The sequence below is a fragment of the Brevundimonas sp. GW821-FHT10A07 genome, from assembly GCF_059415785.1.
Genome location: NZ_JBWKNX010000015.1, coordinates 20,769 through 36,894 on the forward strand (window position 1 = coordinate 20,769; position 16,126 = coordinate 36,894).

The 16,126-nt window shown below is 67.8% G+C and carries 14 protein-coding genes and 1 tRNA gene; 9 read left to right on the forward strand and 6 right to left on the reverse strand.

The window, feature by feature from the left end; translation table 11 throughout:
* Positions 1 to 7: 7 nt before the first annotated feature.
* From mraY to AC07NC_RS12935, 6 genes are all read left to right on the forward strand, one after another.
* Positions 8 to 1,117 carry a phospho-N-acetylmuramoyl-pentapeptide-transferase gene (gene mraY, locus AC07NC_RS12910; protein ID WP_008259852.1) on the forward strand — a complete coding sequence of 370 codons (1,110 nt, stop codon included), beginning with the start codon at positions 8 to 10 and terminating at the stop codon, positions 1,115 to 1,117.
* Between the two features lie 136 nt (positions 1,118 to 1,253).
* A complete protein-coding gene (murD, locus tag AC07NC_RS12915) occupies positions 1,254 to 2,645 on the forward strand; it encodes a UDP-N-acetylmuramoyl-L-alanine--D-glutamate ligase (protein ID WP_494569792.1) in 1,392 nt (463 codons plus the stop codon).
* Entirely contained in the window at positions 2,642 to 3,820 is a 1,179-nt protein-coding gene (locus AC07NC_RS12920; protein ID WP_008262287.1) for an FtsW/RodA/SpoVE family cell cycle protein, read from the forward strand. The genes murD and AC07NC_RS12920 overlap by 4 nt, the downstream gene beginning before the upstream one ends.
* A 136-nt stretch (positions 3,821 to 3,956) precedes the next feature.
* Complete coding sequence (locus tag AC07NC_RS12925) at positions 3,957 to 4,646, forward strand: DUF4870 family protein (protein ID WP_494569793.1); 690 nt, start codon at positions 3,957 to 3,959, stop codon at positions 4,644 to 4,646.
* 10 nt (positions 4,647 to 4,656) lie between these two features.
* A complete protein-coding gene (locus tag AC07NC_RS12930; protein ID WP_183198021.1) occupies positions 4,657 to 5,040 on the forward strand; it encodes a hypothetical protein in 384 nt (127 codons plus the stop codon).
* A 60-nt stretch (positions 5,041 to 5,100) separates the two neighbouring features.
* Positions 5,101 to 5,385, forward strand: coding sequence for a GNAT family N-acetyltransferase (locus tag AC07NC_RS12935; RefSeq protein ID WP_035309610.1), 285 nt, complete (start codon positions 5,101 to 5,103; stop codon positions 5,383 to 5,385).
* A 147-nt stretch (positions 5,386 to 5,532) separates the two neighbouring features.
* On the opposite strand, the gene AC07NC_RS12940 is transcribed toward AC07NC_RS12935, so the two are convergent.
* From AC07NC_RS12940 to msrA, 6 genes are all read right to left on the reverse strand, one after another.
* Positions 5,533 to 6,519, reverse strand: a complete 987-nt coding sequence (locus AC07NC_RS12940; RefSeq protein WP_494569794.1) for an SDR family oxidoreductase — start codon at positions 6,517 to 6,519, stop codon at positions 5,533 to 5,535.
* A 66-nt stretch (positions 6,520 to 6,585) separates the two neighbouring features.
* Positions 6,586 to 6,903, reverse strand: a complete 318-nt coding sequence (locus tag AC07NC_RS12945) for a hypothetical protein (RefSeq protein ID WP_008263590.1) — start codon at positions 6,901 to 6,903, stop codon at positions 6,586 to 6,588.
* A 130-nt stretch (positions 6,904 to 7,033) separates the two neighbouring features.
* Positions 7,034 to 8,998, reverse strand: coding sequence for a glucans biosynthesis glucosyltransferase MdoH (gene mdoH, locus AC07NC_RS12950; protein WP_008262960.1), 1,965 nt, complete (start codon positions 8,996 to 8,998; stop codon positions 7,034 to 7,036).
* A 151-nt stretch (positions 8,999 to 9,149) separates the two neighbouring features.
* Positions 9,150 to 10,997: an acyltransferase family protein gene (locus tag AC07NC_RS12955; RefSeq protein ID WP_494569795.1), complete on the reverse strand. Its 1,848-nt coding sequence runs from the start codon at positions 10,995 to 10,997 to the stop codon at positions 9,150 to 9,152.
* Positions 10,998 to 11,057: 60 nt separating this feature from the next.
* Positions 11,058 to 12,380, reverse strand: coding sequence for a VOC family protein (locus AC07NC_RS12960; protein WP_494569796.1), 1,323 nt, complete (start codon positions 12,378 to 12,380; stop codon positions 11,058 to 11,060).
* Between the two features lie 93 nt (positions 12,381 to 12,473).
* Positions 12,474 to 13,124 carry a peptide-methionine (S)-S-oxide reductase MsrA gene (gene msrA / locus AC07NC_RS12965; protein WP_494569797.1) on the reverse strand — a complete coding sequence of 217 codons (651 nt, stop codon included), beginning with the start codon at positions 13,122 to 13,124 and terminating at the stop codon, positions 12,474 to 12,476.
* 138 nt (positions 13,125 to 13,262) lie between these two features.
* On the opposite strand from msrA, the gene AC07NC_RS12970 reads away from it, so the two are divergent.
* From AC07NC_RS12970 to AC07NC_RS12980, 3 genes are all read left to right on the forward strand, one after another.
* Positions 13,263 to 13,352 (forward strand) — tRNA-Ser (locus AC07NC_RS12970).
* A gap of 201 nt (positions 13,353 to 13,553) precedes the next feature.
* Positions 13,554 to 14,615, forward strand: coding sequence for a LacI family DNA-binding transcriptional regulator (locus AC07NC_RS12975; protein ID WP_494569798.1), 1,062 nt, complete (start codon positions 13,554 to 13,556; stop codon positions 14,613 to 14,615).
* A 92-nt stretch (positions 14,616 to 14,707) separates the two neighbouring features.
* Entirely contained in the window at positions 14,708 to 16,123 is a 1,416-nt protein-coding gene (locus tag AC07NC_RS12980; RefSeq protein WP_494569799.1) for a glycoside hydrolase family 30 protein, read from the forward strand.
* Positions 16,124 to 16,126: the final 3 nt, after the last annotated feature.

A 16,126-nucleotide genomic window follows, 5' to 3' on the forward strand; every position in this document is an offset into this window, starting at 1 on the left:
CCCCCGCATGTTCTACCTTCTGTATCTCTATTACGCCGACGTCGCGCACCAGTATCCGCTGCTGAACCTGATCCAGTACCAGACCGTCCGCGCGGCCCTGGCCCTGGCGACGGCGGCCATCGTGGCGGCGGCCATGGGCAGCCGGTTCATCAACTGGATCCGCGCCAAACAGGGCAAGGGCCAGCCGATCCGCGACGACGGCCCGGTGTCCCACCTGTCCAAGGTCGGCACCCCCACCATGGGCGGGCTGATGATCCTGGCGGGCATCGGCGTGGCGGTCTTCCTGTGGGGCGACCTGACCAACCCCTATATCTGGATCGTCTCGGGCGTGACGGCGGCCTTCGGGGTGCTGGGCTTCATCGACGACTACGCCAAGGTGACGAAACAGACCTCGGCCGGCCTGACCTCGAAACAGAAGCTGGCGGCCCAGACGGTGGTGGCGGTGATCGCGGGCGTTCTGACCGTGCTGTGGATGAAGGTCTCGCCGACCTCGCCGGGGCTCGAGACCTCGATCGCCTTCCCCTTCTTCAAGGCCGTGCTGCTGAACATCGGCTGGTTCTATGTGGCCTTCGCCGCCTTCACCATCGTCGGCTTCTCCAACGCCGTGAACCTGACCGACGGTCTGGACGGGCTGGCGACCGTGCCGGTGATGATGGCGGCGGGGGCGTTCGGCCTGATCGCCTATCTGGCCGGCAACTTCGTCTTCGCCCAGTATCTTCAGGTCCACCATGTGCCGGGCGCGGGCGAACTGGCCATCTTCTGCGCCGCCATGATCGGCGGGGGCGCGGGCTTCCTCTGGTACAACGCCCCGCCGGCCAAGATCTTCATGGGCGACACCGGTTCGCTGGCCCTGGGCGGGGCCCTGGGCGCCATCGCGGTCACGACCAAGCATGAGCTGGTGCTGGGCATCGTCGGCGGCCTGTTCGTGATGGAGGCCGCCTCGGTCATGATCCAGGTCGGCTATTACAAGCTAACCAAGAAACGCATCTTCCTGATGGCCCCGATCCACCACCATTTCGAGAAGATGGGCTGGCCGGAATCGACCGTGGTCATCCGCTTCTGGATCATCGCCGGGGCGCTGGCGCTGATCGGCCTGTCGACGCTGAAGCTGAGATGAGCGGGCTCCCCCATTCTCCGTCATCCTCGGGCTTGACCCGAGGATCGGGCGTGGACCTGACTGTGCGGCCGGCCGTTCGCACCAGCGGCGGATCCTCCGATCCTCGGGTCGAGCCCGAGGATGACGGGGGTCAGAGATGATCCCCGTTCCCGGTTTCGAGGGCAGGCGGGTCGCGGTCTTCGGCCTGGGACGGTCGGGGATCACGGCCGCGCGCGCGCTCAAGGCCGGGGGCGCCACGCCCATCCTGTGGGACGACGGCGTCTCGGGCCGGCTTCAGGCCCAGGCCGAGGGGTTCGTGGTCGAGGATCTGACGGCCGCCGACTGGTCCGGTTTCGCCGCCCTGGTCCTGTCGCCCGGCGCCCCCCTGACCCATCCCAAACCGCACTGGACCGTGGACAAGGCGCGCGAGGCCGGCGTGCCGGTCGTCGGCGATATCGAACTTTTCGCCCGCGCCCTGGACGCCCTGCCTCAGGGGCAGCGGCCGAAAGTCGTCGCCATCACCGGCACCAACGGCAAGTCCACGACGACCGCCCTGATCGGCTGGGTGCTGCAACAGGCCGGCCTGACCGTCTATGTCGGCGGCAATATCGGCATCGGCGTCCTGGCCCTGCCCGAGCCGACGCCGGGCGCCGTCTATGTGATCGAGGTCTCCAGCTACCAACTGGACCTGACGACCCGCTTCGCGCCCGACGTGGCGATCCTGACCAATGTCTCGCCGGATCACCTGGACCGGCATGGCGGGATGGAGGGCTATGTCGCGGCCAAGCGGCGGATATTCCAGAACCTAGACGATAAGGATTTGGCGTTGGTCGGCATCGACGATGATTGGGGATTGGACCTTTCGCGGGAGATCGTCTCCGACGGATGGCCAATTCTTGAGATCGCCACAACGCCGAACAGGGCGGGGAGAATTATCGCCGCTGGTTGTGTGCTGACGAAGGACGGGGATCATATCACCGACCTCTCCGCCGCCCGTTCGCTCCCTGGTCGCCACAACGCCCAGAACGCCGCCTTCGCCTATGCCGCCGCGCGGGCGCTGGGCGTGTCGCATGACGCCGCCGTCAAAGGCCTGCTGACCTTCCCCGGACTGGCGCACCGGATGGAGGCCGTCGGCCATATCGGGCCGGTCCGCTTCATCAACGACTCCAAGGCGACCAACGCCGACGCGGCGCGCCAGGCCCTGTCCTCCTATCCCAAGGTCTTCTGGATCGCGGGCGGCAAGCCCAAGGACGGCGGCATCGACAATCTGGCCGACCTGTTCCCGCGCGTGGCCAAGGCCTATCTGATCGGGGAGGCCGCCGAGGCCTTCGCTACGACCTTAGGCGACACGCCCCACGTCATCTCAAAGACCATGGACGCCGCCGTGGCCGCCGCCGCGGCGGACGCCGCATCCGCCGGCGGGGATCAGATCGTGCTATTGTCGCCCGCCTGCGCCAGCTTCGACCAGTACCCCGACTTCGAGGTGCGGGGCGAGGCGTTCCGCGCCGCCGTGCTGAACCTCGGCGCAACCCCGGAGACAGCCCGATGAGCGCCTCCTACACCCCCGCCTTCTCGCGCAACGACCAGAGCCCGGTCGCCCAGTGGTTCTGGACCGTGGATCGCGGCCTGCTGGGCGCGGCTCTGGCGCTGATGGGCCTGGGGGTGGCGCTCAGCTTCGCCTCCAGCCCCGCCGCCATCCTGGCCGATGAATCGATCACCGATCCCTTCCACTATTCCTGGCGGATGATGGTCTTCTCGGGCGCGGGCCTGACCCTGATGCTGACCAGTTCGCTGCTGTCGCCGCGCGGGGTGCGGCGGATCGCCGTCCTGGCCCTGTTCGGCGCCATTGTGGTGATGATGGCCCTGCCCTTCATCGGCGACACGGTGAAGGGCGCCGCCCGCTGGGTGAATTTCGGCCCGTTCAGCCTGCAACCGTCCGAGTTCGCCAAGCCCGGCCTGATCGTCTTCGCCGCCTGGATGTTCGCCGAGGCGCAGAAGGGGCAGGGGGTGCCGGGCGTCACCATCGCCTTCGGCTTCTACGCCCTGACCGTCTGCCTGCTGCTGATCCAGCCGGACATCGGCCAGACCCTGCTGATCACCACTACCTTCATGGCCGTCTTCTTCATGGCCGGGGTGCCGTTCAAATGGATGGCGGTCCTGGCCAGCGCCGGGATGGCGGGCTTGGTGTCGCTGTATTTCGTCTTCGGCCACATGCGCGACCGCTTGAGCCGCTTCTTCTCGCCCGAGACCACAGACACGCATCAGATCGACAGCGCAGCGGAGGCCATTCGCGCCGGCGGCCTGGTCGGACGCGGCATCGGCGAAGGGGTGATGAAGCGCCATGTTCCCGATCTGCACACCGACTTCATCTATTCGGTCGGCGCCGAGGAGTTCGGCCTGGTGCTGAGCCTGACGATGATCAGCCTGTACGCCTTCATCGTGGTGCGCGGCATGCGCCGGGCGATGAAGCTGACCGACCCGTTCGAACAGACGGCGGCGGCGGGCCTGTTCATGCTGATCGGGCTTCAGGCCTGCATCAATGTGGCGGTGAACCTGAACCTGATCCCGACCAAGGGCATGACCCTGCCCTTCATCAGCTATGGCGGCTCGTCCATGCTGGCCATGGGCCTGACCATGGGCTTCGCCCTGGCCCTGACGCGGCGCCGGCCGGGGGCCTATGAACCGGGGGCCAGCCTGTCGCGACCGGGGCGGCGGCTGCTTTAGACCCCGCCGCCGTCCAGACCCCGCCTTGTCCGGATTGACGAAAGGGCGAGGGTCAGGTTGCGTCCATGGCCGCGCACGGCCATTGTCGGTCGCGAATCCAGTCGCTGCTGCGGCGTGAGAGAAGCGTTCGAGAGTCATGGCCGAACCCGGCGATCCGACAGGCCCAGGGGCCGCGCAAGACGACCACGATCACGACGCCCATGTCGGCTTCGTATCGCCCGCGTCGCTGGCGGGTCGTCCCAGAGCGCCAGAGCCGCAGCCCGCTGTGTCCAAGCCTTTGGAGCGTGAGCCGGATCTGTTCGACCCGCCGGAACCTGCGCCGGTGTCGCCTGTGTTCGCTTCGGAAGCCCGCCCGGAGCCCAGGCCTGAACCAGGACCTTTCGATCGCACCGAGCCCTTCACCGCTGCGCGGGAAACGCGGTTTTCGGCGGGGCGCGAGCGGGCGGCCAAGGACGCTCAGCCCCCCCGACGCGAACCCGTGGGCGGCAACGCGCCGCAGACCGCGCCCATGAGCCTGTACGCCGTCTATGTGCTGATCCTGCTGGCGGTGCCGACGCTGGGCGTGGCGGCCGTCCTGGCCCTGCTGGCGGTGACGGGCCGCGACGGGCCGCAGGAGCCCGTGGCCGCCAGCCACTTCATCTATCAGCAGCGCACCTTGTGGAGCGCGGCCATGGCCGTGGTGCTGGGCGCCCTGCTGGTGATCGTCAATATCGGCGTCTTCGTCCTGTTCCTGCTGGCCCTGTGGGTGCTGGCGCGCGGCGTATTCGGCGTCATGCGGCTGAAGGCCGGACGGCCGATCGACAATCCCCGCACCTGGCTGTTCTGAAAGGACGATCATGACGACCGAGCCGAACTTCACTGCAGGCCAGGAGCCGGAAGGCAAGGTCGCCGCCCTGATCGCCTGGGCCCTGTTCATCCTGTCGATCCCCAGCGCCAATGTGCTGGTTCTGGTCGGTCTGGTCGTGTCCTATGTGGCGCGCGGCACTGCGGTGGGCGTCGCGCGCCAGCATATCGACAGTCAGATCCGGCTTTTCTGGTCGGTCATCTGGTGGACGGTCGCGCTCTGGATCGGAATAATCATCAGCATCCCTCTCGCCGCGATCGGCATAGGCATAATCACCGGCTTGTTATGCGGGCTGGCCCTGTTCCTGCTCAGCGTCTGGTTCACGGTCAAGAGCGTGCTGGGCCTGATCAATCTGTTGCAAGACAAGCCGATCTGACGCACCCGGCCGATGGAACGTCCCGCCTCCCAAGCTGTTGAAGGCAAAAGGGAGTTGAGTATGGGACCGTTCACGGACGCGACAGATGAGAACCGCTTCGAACAGGAGTTCGACAGCGAGACCGGGCATGGCCGGGTCTGGGCCGACTACGCCGTGCGCGGCGGGGCGCGGATGATCCTGCATGTCGAGGCCGAACAGGGATTGCGCGGCTCCGGCGCGGCCGGCCGCTTCATGCAGTCGATGGCGGAATACGCCCGCGAGAAGGGACTGAAACTGTTCCCGCGTTGCAGCTACGCCGTCGCCTGGCACAAGCGGCATCCCGACTACGACGACGTGCTGGCGTAAGGCGGCGCGACCCATTTAAAGGTCGTCATCCTCGCCCTCGTGGCGAGGATCCATACTCCCGGTCTCTCACGTCAGAGACCGGGAGTATGGATTCTAGGGACAAGCCCTAGAATGACGAGGAAGGGGGAGTCTCCTCCCCAAGACCCCTTATCCCCCCGAATAGCCGCCGATGATGGGCAGGATCTCGCCGGTGATGAAGCTCGACATCTGGGGCGAGGCCAGAAAGACGTAGGCGGGGGCGATTTCCTCGGGCTGGGCCGGGCGCTTCATCACCGTCTGGGCGCCGAACTGCGACGTGGCCTCGGCGTCCTTGTCCGCCGGGTTCAGCGGGGTCCAGACCGGGCCGGGGGCGACGACGTTCACCCGAATGCCGCGTGGCGCCAGATGCGTCCCCAGCGAGCGGGCGTAGGCGTGGATGCCGCCCTTGGTCATGGAATAGTCCAGCAGGGCCTGACTGCCCATCAGGCCGGTGACTGAGCCGGTCATGACGATGGCGCCGCCGGACTTCATGTGCGGAACCGCCGCCTTGGTCATGTTGAAATAGCCGTAGAGGTTGGTCTTCAGCGTGCGGTCGAAATGCTCGTAGGTCAGGTCCTCGAAGGTGTTGACGTGTTCCTGGAAGGCGGCGTTGGGCACCAGGACGTCCAGGCGGCCGAAGGCGTCCAGCGTGGCCTTCACCGCCGCCTCCGCGAACGCCGGATCGGCGACGTCGCCCTTCAGCACCACGGCGCGACGGCCCTCGGCCTCGACGGCGGCCTTGGTGGTCTTGGCGTCGTTGTCCTCGTCCAGATGGCAGATGACGACGTCGCAGCCCTCGCGGGCGAACAGAACGGCGACCGAACGGCCGATGCCGGAATCGGCGCCGGTGATCAGGGCCGCGAAGCCCTCAAGCTTGCCCGAGCCCTTCCAGAAGGGGGCGTCGTACATCGGGGCGGGATCGAGGGCGGCCTCGTCGCCGGGCTTGGTCTGGTGCTGTTTGGGGAAGGGCGGTTCGGGGTAAGGCCGGGCGCCGGCCTGGACCGCGCCGGAAGACTTGTCGCCGCCGGACTGCTGGTCTTTGGCGTCGATGTCGCGCTGGATGGCGCGTTCCTGGTCGGCGGTATCGTCGGCGCGGGCGTTGAAGCGGTCGTCCATGACGGGTCTCCTGAAGACTGGGGGGGCTTCAGGAGAGCGATCCAGGCGGCGAGCCGTTCCCCGTTTTTAGCCGACCCGGCCGACGATGGTGCGGATGGTCTCGGCCCGGGGCGGCAGGTCGGCGGCGAGGCGCGCAGCGATTTCACGCACGCCGACCGGATAGGCGTCGCCGCCCGAGGCGATATCTTTCGCCTTTTCCGCAGCCTGGGTCAGCAGTTTCTCGAACTGTTCGATCTCCTCCAGGGCCAGGGCGTGGGCTTCGAGCTGGAGGCGTTTGACCCGTTCGGCGTTGCTCTGGGGCGCGCGCATCAGGTCATAGACGGCGGCCTCGGTTCCGACGAGCCGCAGGTCGGGTTTGGAATCGGCGCCGGTTTTCTTGGTCATGGAATCGGGTCCCCAGCAGAGCTGAGGATCGAAAATGGCGGCTGCGCCCCGGCGCGTCGAGCTTGACCGTAGCGGTTATGACGGCGCTGTGGCCGCCATGCATCGGTTTTCGCTGGCTTAAAGCCGGGACCTACAGTTCCGGGGCGCGGGCGGGGACCATGGCCGGGGCTGCGACCGGGGCCAGGACGCCGCCGGCGACCGCCCGCAGGGGCGAGCGCGGCGCGTGCAGGACGGCCGGGTTGACGCTGACGCCGTCCTGAACCGGGGTGACCAGGAAGCCCTTGGCGGCCAGGGCGTCGCCCGAGCGGACGCGCGAGGTCCAGACCGCGATCGGGGCGGCCAGCAGAAGCGGCAGGACGATCGGGGCGAACCAGGTGGCCAGGTCGGGGCGGACGCACAGGGGCAGGATGAAGCCGACGCCGGCGACCATCTGCCAGCGCATGGCGCGGAAGGCGTCGGACCAGGCCAGGCCGTCGGCCTCGCGCTGCTGGGTGGTCCAGCCGGTGTCGTGGCCCGACAGGATCTGGATGAAGGCCTTGGTGTTGGCGACCATCAGGATGGGGGCCAGGATGGCCGACAGGGCGATCTCGGCGGCCATGCCCTTGGCGATGGCGCGACGCCCGCCGAAGGCCCGCAGCTCGGCCGGACGGCTGAGGACCAGGGCGGCGCCCATGAACTTGGGCCCGATCAGCAGCACGCCCGACAGGAAGGAGGCCAGCATGAAGGGGGTGAACTGGGGGTTCAGGATGTAGAAGAAGCTGGTCCAGTCGACCGGATAGAACATCTGGATGAACAGGCCGACCATCAGCGACGCCAGCCACAGGGGCGAGGACAGATAGGCCATGCAGCCCATGGCCAGCTGCAGGCGGCTCATCGGCGACAGGCCCTTGGCGCCGATCAGTCCCAGGTGCTGCAGATTGCCCTGGAACCAGCGGTGGTCGCGGCGGATGAAGTCGGTGATCGACGGCGGGGTCTCTTCCCAGGATCCGTCCAGGGCGGCGGTGACGTGGACGGCCCAGCCCGCACGGCGCATCAGGGCGGCCTCGACGACGTCGTGGCTCATGATGTGGCCGCCGAAGGGCTTGCGACCCTTCAGGTGGGGCAGGCCGCAGCAGGCCGCGAAGGCGCGCGTGCGGATGATGGCGTTGTGGCCCCAGTAGCTGGATTCCGAACCGGTCCAGTAGGCCAGGCCCGCCGCGGCGACGCGGCCGTACAGGCGCACCGAATACTGGGACACGCGGGCGAAGATGGTGCGGGCCTTGATGATGACCGGGGCGGTCTGGATCAGACCGACGCCGGGATTGCGCTCCATGGCGTCGACCATGCGCAGCAGGGTCTCGCCGGCCATGGTGCTGTCGGCGTCCAGGACGATCATGTTCTCATAGGCGCCGCCGAACCGACGGACCCATTCGGCCAGGTTGCCGGCCTTGCGCTCGGCGTTGTCCGAGCGGCGGCGGTAGAAGGACTTGCAGCCGGCGGCCAGGCGGAAGGCCTGGAAGACCGAACGTTCGGAGGCCGCAGCCTCTTCCTTGGTGGAATCGCTCAGCACGAAGATGTCGAAGGCCGAGGCGGCGCCCAGGCGGGTCAGCGACTGGTCGATCATCGCCAGACGGGCGAAGGAGGCGCGGGCGTCCTCATTGTACAGCGGCATCAGCAGGGCCGTGCGCGTGCGCGGCAGGGCCGGGTGGGGGGCGAAGGCCAGATCGGCCTGATCCTTGCCGCGCAGCATGACGGCCAAGCCCATCAGGCCGCTGACGAACCAGCAGGAGATGGCGGTGATCAGCAGCATGAAGATGCCGAAGGCCAGCATCTCGGTCGGGTCCCAGCCCTTGCGGGCGTACAGGTAGAAGGGGGTGATGGCGGACAGGCCCGTCAGGGCCACGGTGCCGGCCAGCAGCATCAGGCGGCGCAGGGCGACCGTGCGCGGGGCGGTGGCCGGGGTCGTATCGGCGACGGCGTCGGGCGCGGCCAAGGATTGAACCGGCATGGCCAGCGGCGCCTCGTCAGGCAGCCAGGACCACGACGGCCCTTGAGCCGCCTGGTTCGTCGTCTCGAAATCAGCCTGTTCGACAGGCCGGATCGCCAGCTTGTTCATGCCGCTCTGGACGCCCCCGTGTTGACCGACCCCGCTTCCGAAGGCAGGAAGGGGGCGGCGCGCTGCATTGCAGCACGAGCCCTATAGTCGATCACATTCGCGCGACTTTCAATCACGCAATGTTGATATGGGCAAAAAATATCGGGAATCTTTACCCAGGTTTGACCGCCGGGGCGGCGTCAGGCAGGCGCTGCGGGAATTTCGCCGCGTCCTGCAGCAGTTTACGGTCCAGAACCCAGGCCGCGATCCCCACCCAGCACACCAGAACAATGGCGTAGGCGCGCTCCCACCAGCCGACATTGTCGTCGTTGACCGTGCCGGGGAAGACGAGGTGTTTTGTAACAACCGTCAGAATCGCCATGATGACAAAAGTGGCGGCCAGGAAGATTTTCAGCCGGGGCACGTCCCGGCGCGACGCCAGCCCCCACAGCAGCAGAACCGGCGCCAGCTGGATGCCCAGGGCCAGGTTGATGATCATGTGGCGCGGATCGGGCCAGGGATACAGGGTCGAGGCCGACATGCCCGCCCCGGCCAGGACGAAGACCACGGCGATCACGGCGGCGGCGATCCGCTTTTCCGTCAGGGCGTAGACGGCCAGGCCGAAGCCGAGCCCCGCCAGGGCCGCCATCACCCCGGCGACGAAGACTCCGCCGTTGAAGATGATCGGCGCGGGGGCCGTCGCTCCGCCCAGTTCGCTCAGATACTGGGTGGCGTTGTCGAAACCGGGATAGGCGGCGATGGCGGCGGCCACCACCGTCAGGGCCAGAAGCGGTGCGGCCACGCCGATGGCCAGCAGACGCCGGCGGCGGTGATAGCGGACGGTCGGGCGTCGCAAGGCCGCCAGGTCCACCGGCCAGGGCCGGCCGTCCAGCGGCTTCAGCCCCCACAGGGGGCGGATGGCGGGGATTCGCTTGACGACCTCGAAGACGGCGAAACTGCCCGCGAAGGTGATCAGCAACAGGGACAGGGCTTCCAGCCCGACGGGCAGGCGGGCGGGCCGGATGATCCAGACGGCGGCGACCAGGATGGTCTGGTGCGCCAGATAGAGGGGGAAGGTGGCCTCGGTCAGGTATTTCAGCACCGGTCCGCCGCGCGACCGAAGATGTCTGCTGCCGAAGCCCAGGATGGCGACGATCGTCGCCCACTGGTCCAGGCCATAGACCATGGCCTTGGGCACGCCCCAGAAGGCCCGCCCGCCCGGATGCCAGACCTGGGCCATCATGACCGGCAGGGCGACCGCGGCCAGACCCAGGGCGACCCAGCGATACCGCTCCATGTCGCGCCAGATCGTCTCGCGCCCGACGATGCAGAAGCCGAAGACGAAGGCCCCCAGCGACAGGGCGTGATTGTACCAGTCCCAGTGCAGGATGTTCGTCACCCCGAACCAGGGGAACAGCAGGATGCGGATGGCGATCAGGTAGAGGATCGGCAGGATCAGCACCCGCGGTCCCGCCAGCGCCTTCTCCAGCCACGCGCCCATCTGGTCGATCAGGCCCGGCCGACGCCACAGCAGCACGGTGACGACGCTGTAGGCGGCGATATAGACGATGAACCACAGGTGGTTGACCGGAACCCCGTCGGCCAGGCCGCTCCAGCTGAACTCATGCACCATCCAGGCGGCGAAACCCGCCAGGCCGCCGGGCCAGCCGGCCTTGTCCATCGCCTCGATCCACGACTGGATCGGCACCAGGATCACGGCGCCGAACAGCAGGGGCGGGACCAGTCGCGCGAACCGGGCGCGCGCCACCTCGCGCGGACTGCGCCGGAAGGTCATGAACCGCAGCGCCGCCCCTGACACCAGGAACAGCAGGGTCAGCCGCCAGGGATTGGTGATGAGAATGGCTTCGCGCATCCACTCGAAGGTGTGGACGCTGTGCACGTGCCAGCCATAGACCCCGTAGACCAGGCCGACATGGTACAGGATCAGCAGGCCAAAGGCCCCGACCCGGATCCAGTCCAGATCATAGCGGCGCGTGGACGAGGGAGCAGAGGGGGGCACGGCCGCGTCTATGATCCGGCGGATCGGTTCAGGCAATACGGCTGATCGTCGAGGCCGTGGTCAGGCCATGGTCTCGGTCAGCCCCAGGGCCTTCAGGGTCGCGGCGATCGAGGCCTCCTGCTCCGCCTGATAGAGCGCCATCTCATCCAGCACCGAACGGCCCAGGGCCTTTTCGAAATCGGCCTTGGCCGGGTCGACGGCATAGGCTTCGCGCACCTCGGCTCCGAGGTTGGACTGGAAGATACCGGCCGCGCTGACGGGCAGGAAGTCCTCGTAGGTGATCGGCTCCGCGACGACGTGTCCCAGGGCGATCAGGGCCTCCAGATCGGCGGTCTCGGCGCGGGCCGCCTGGCCCTGGGGCGTCGCGCGATAGCGGAACCAGGCCAGGCCGTCCCGGCGCAGGGCCGCCCAGTCGTCGGGCAGGGCCGAGAAGTCCTTGTTCGCCAGGGCCGCGTCGTACAGGGTCCGGCCGACAGGGGTCAGGGCGCAGCCGCGCTGTTCGATCTCGCCGAACCGGGCGGTGTGGACGCCCTGGGTCGTCCCGTCCGCGTCGGGGAAGGCGATGGCCTCCTGCAGGGCCTTGAAACTGGTCTGGCGCAACAGGATGGCGCAGGCGCGGTCGGGCGGACCCTCGATCGTCTCCTTGGGCGTGATGCCGCGTTCGGGCATGGCGGCCTGGGCGGCGTCGATGTCGAGCGTGCGCGGGGTCAGGTGGTTGATATGCGGCCCCTTGAAACTGACCACGTCGGCGATCAGCCGGTGGGCGGCGACCAGCCGCTCATAGGTTGGTGCGCTGACCGTCGCCTGGGCGTGCCAGCGGAAGGTCTCCAGCAGTTCGGACACGAACCGGTCGGCCTGAGCCTCGTCCAGGCCGCCGACGGTCTCGGCCGTTTCGACCAGGGCGCGGGCGCCGGGGGTGAAGATGTCGCGCCGGGCCAGGGCGGCGGCGGCCTCCGCCCTCAGGGCCTCGTCCTCGATCAGCTCCAGCCGCAGCAGGGAGCAGAAGACCCGGAACGGATTGCGCGCCAGGGCCGCCGGATCGACCGGGCGGAAGGCCGTCGAATGGACCGGCACCCCGGCGGGCGCCAGATTGTAGTAGCTGACCGGCGCCATGCCCATGACGGCGAAGGCGCGGGCGATGGTGGCCAGTTCATCGGCCGTGCCGACGCGGATGGCGCCGTGACGTTCTTCGGACAGCCGCGCCAGTTCGCCCGAGGCCGCCAGACGGTCCGCCGCCGCCGGATCGGCCTTCAGAACCCCGGCGTTGACCTCGGCCACCAGGGCCAGAAGTTCGCCGTACTGGGGCACCTCGGCCCGGTACATGGCGGACAGGGCGGCCGAGAAACGGCTGCGAATCTCATCGGGGTGGACGAAGTCGGACATGAGGGCTCCCTGGACCTTTTCGCCGTTCCCTACGCCTGTCGGCCGCCGACGCCTAGCCGGCGGCCACAGGACATTTCGCCCGATAACGGGGGATCAGGCCTCGACGCCGACCCCGATGGGGCAGACCACGCCGGTGCCGCCGATGCCGCAGTATCCGGCCGGGTTCTTGGCCAGATAGCCCTGATGATAGGCCTCGGCGTAGAAATACTCGCCCGCCGGTTCGATCTCGGTGGTGATGGTCCCACGCCCCGCCGCCGTCAGGGCCGCCTGATAGGCGTCGCGCGACGCCTCGGCTTCGGCCTGTTGTTCGTCGTTCAGGGTGTAGATGGCCGAGCGGTAGGTGGTGCCCACGTCATTGCCCTGGCGCATGCCCTGGGTCGGGTCATGGTTCTCCCAGAAGGCCTTCAGCAGTTCGGCGTAGGTGATGACCTTGGGGTCGAACACCACCTTGACCACCTCGGTATGGCCGGTGCGGCCGGTGCAGGTCTCCTCATAGGTCGGATTGGGCGTGATCCCGCCCGAATAGCCGGCCGAAGTCACCCAGACGCCCGGCAGGCTCCAGAAGATCCGCTCCACGCCCCAGAAACAGCCCATGCCGAAGATCGCCGTCTGAAACCCCTCGGGATAGGGGCCCTTCAGCGGATGGCCGCTGACATAATGGACCTCGTCGGTCGCCAGGGGCTCTGCGCGGCCGGGCAGGGCGGTCTCTGCGGTGGGCAGTTCCGCGCTTTTCTTGAACAACATCGGGGCTCCTCGGACGAAAAATGACTTCGACGCCTATATGGGGATGTCAGAGGCGCTTGCCGAGGGGGCGAGTGTGTTCTATCAGGCCCGCCTCCCGCCGGATCGACCTCCGGCGGCGCGCAAGACGTGGCGTGAAACGGACAGGTGGCGGAGTGGTCGATCGCGCACGCTTGGAAAGCGTGTGTAGGTGAAAGCCTACCGAGGGTTCGAATCCCTCTCTGTCCGCCAGCCGTCTCCTATTTGCGTTTACCTTGAGCGGGTTAGGCGGAGCGGCGGGCACCTCCGAAGCTATGCGAACGTAAGTCTACTGCGGGTTAGACAGTCGGGACGGCTTATCTCCACGGTTATAGGAGTGCTTGGGTTGGATTGTTGCGGACGGCCGCGCTTCGACTGCTTGCAGTCGCCGACGCCATCGGTCATCCAGAGATCATGTGGAGACCGGATCAGGGCCTGTCGGCCAGAAAACCCACGATCGACGATGTGGCGCGTCTATCGGGCGTGGGGCGGACGACCGTATCACGGGTGCTCAACGGCGGCCCGAACGTCCGGGAGCTGGTGCGGCGCAAGGTGCTGGAGGCGGTGCAGACGCTCGACTATCGCGTCAATCCGCAGGCGCGGTCCCTGGCGGGCGGCGGCAGCCGCATGCTGGCGCTGGTTCTCGCATCGGATCTGGATGCGGAGCCCAACTCCTTCTACGCCTCGGCGCTGGAACTGGGGGCGGTGCGGCAATGCCTGCATTCGGGCTTTCAGCTGTTTACGCGCCATGTGCCGCAGGACGATCCCGCAGCGATCCAGCAGGTGATCGACATCGCGCTCAACCAGAGATGCCAAGGGGTGATCCTGACGCCGCCGTTCTCGGACAACGCCGATCTGATCCAGCAATTGAGGGCGAGAGGCGTACACTTGGCCGCCATCTCGCCGGGCGGCGGCGGGCTGGGGCTGGTCGACGCCGTCGGCATCGACGACGAGGCCGGCGGGCGCGACATCGCGCGGTATCTGTTGGAGCTTGGCCATCGCCATCTCGCCTATCTCGGCGGCATCGCCGGGCACCTGTCGGCCGAAAGTCGACTGGACGGCGTGAGGCGGGCGATGCGGGAGATGGGGCTGCCGGACGACGCTCTCACGGTGGAACGCGGGGATTTCACCTTCCGGTCTGGAAGTTTGATCGCCGCGCGAATGCTGGCGCTTTCACCACGTCCCACGGCGCTGATCTGCGCCAACGACGACATGGCGGCGGGCGCGCTGTCGGTCGCCCATGCGCGCGGGCTCCAGGTGCCGGGCGATGTGTCGATCTCCGGCTTCGACGACACGCCGGTCTCGGCCATCGTCTGGCCGCCCCTGACGACCGTGCATCAGCCGCTGAAGGCCATGGGCGGGGAGGCCGTTCGACTGCTGTCGGAGCGGATCACCGGAGGGGGCGGGGATTGGGCCTTCCGTACCTTGCCCCATTCGGTCGTCGTGCGGGAATCCGCCGGCGCCTGGGAGGCTTAGGACGGTCATCGCTTGACGCCCCGGTCTGCGGCGTCATTATGGAAGCGCTTCCAATTAAAGGGCGCGTGCGAGACGCCTGTAGGGAGGGTGGCATGAAACGACGGGATCGGCTGTGGGCGAGCGCCTGCGCCATGGCTTTGGCCACGCTGGCGGCGGCCGGATGCGCATCGGCGCCGGACGGCGGCTGGGTGACGTCGGGTGATCGGTCGCGGCTGCTCGCGCCGGAGCGGCTGGTGATGAAAGCAGAGGTCGCCGGCTCCGGGGCGCCGACGATTCTCCTCGACCCCGACGCGCCGCTGCAAACCATGGTCGGCTTCGGGGCCGCCGTGACGGATGCGACCGCTCATCTGATCCAGACTCGAATGACGCCGTCCCAGCGCGACGCCTTGCTGCGTGATCTGTTCGGACGGGAGAACGGCGGGCTCGGCTTCGATTTCACGCGGGTGACGATCGGGGCGTCGGACTTCTCGCTGAGCCATTACAGTCTGGCGGACGCCGAGGATCCATCGCTGGCCGGCTTCTCGACGGCGCCCATGGCGGCCGAGGTCTTTCCGACGGTGCGTCAGGCTCTGGCGATCAATCCGGACCTCAAGGTCATGGCCACGCCCTGGAGCGCGCCGGGCTGGATGAAGACGACGGGGGCGATGATCCAGGGCGAACTGAAGCCTGAATACTATTCCACCTACGCCGACTATCTGACGCGCTACATCTCGGCTGCGGCCGACGCGGGCGTGCCGACCGACTATATCAGCATCCAGAACGAGCCGGACTTCGAGCCTGACTCCTATCCTGGCATGCGCTGGGGCGCCGAGGGACGGGCGCGGTTCATCGGACGCGACCTGGGGCCCCGGTTGGAGCGGGCGGGTCTTGAGACGAAGATCCTCGACTGGGATCATAACTGGGACAAGCCGGAGCAGCCCCTGGGCGTGCTGAACGACCCTGTGGCGCGGCCCTATGTCTCTGGGGTGGCCTGGCACTGCTACGCGGGCGACGTGGCGGCCCAGTCCCGGGTGTTCGACGCCTATCCTGACAAGGACGTCTTCTTCACCGAGTGCTCGGGGGGCGACTGGGCGCCCGGCTTCAAGGACAGCTTCGTCTGGACGATGAAGTCCCTGATCATCGGTTCGGTCGAGAACCATGCGCGCGGCGTGCTGATGTGGAACATCGCCCTGGACGAAAACCATGGCCCCCACGCCGGCGGATGCAGCGATTGCCGCGGCGTGGTCACGATCGACAGCCGCACGGGCGCGGTTCAGAGGAACCAGGAATACTACGCCTTCGGGCACGCCAGCCGGTTTGTGCGTCAGGGCGCGCGTCGCGTCGCCGTTTCCAAACCGGAGGGGCTTGAGGCGGTCGGTTTCGTCAATCCCGACGGCCGACGGGTGCTGGTGGTCCTCAACGCGTCTGACGCCGAGGCCCGGTTCGAAATCGGCGAAGACCGGCTAAGGGCCGCGGTCGCCCTGCCGCCGGCAAGCGCTGCGACCTACGTCTGGAGCGGGCCCCGCTAAAGC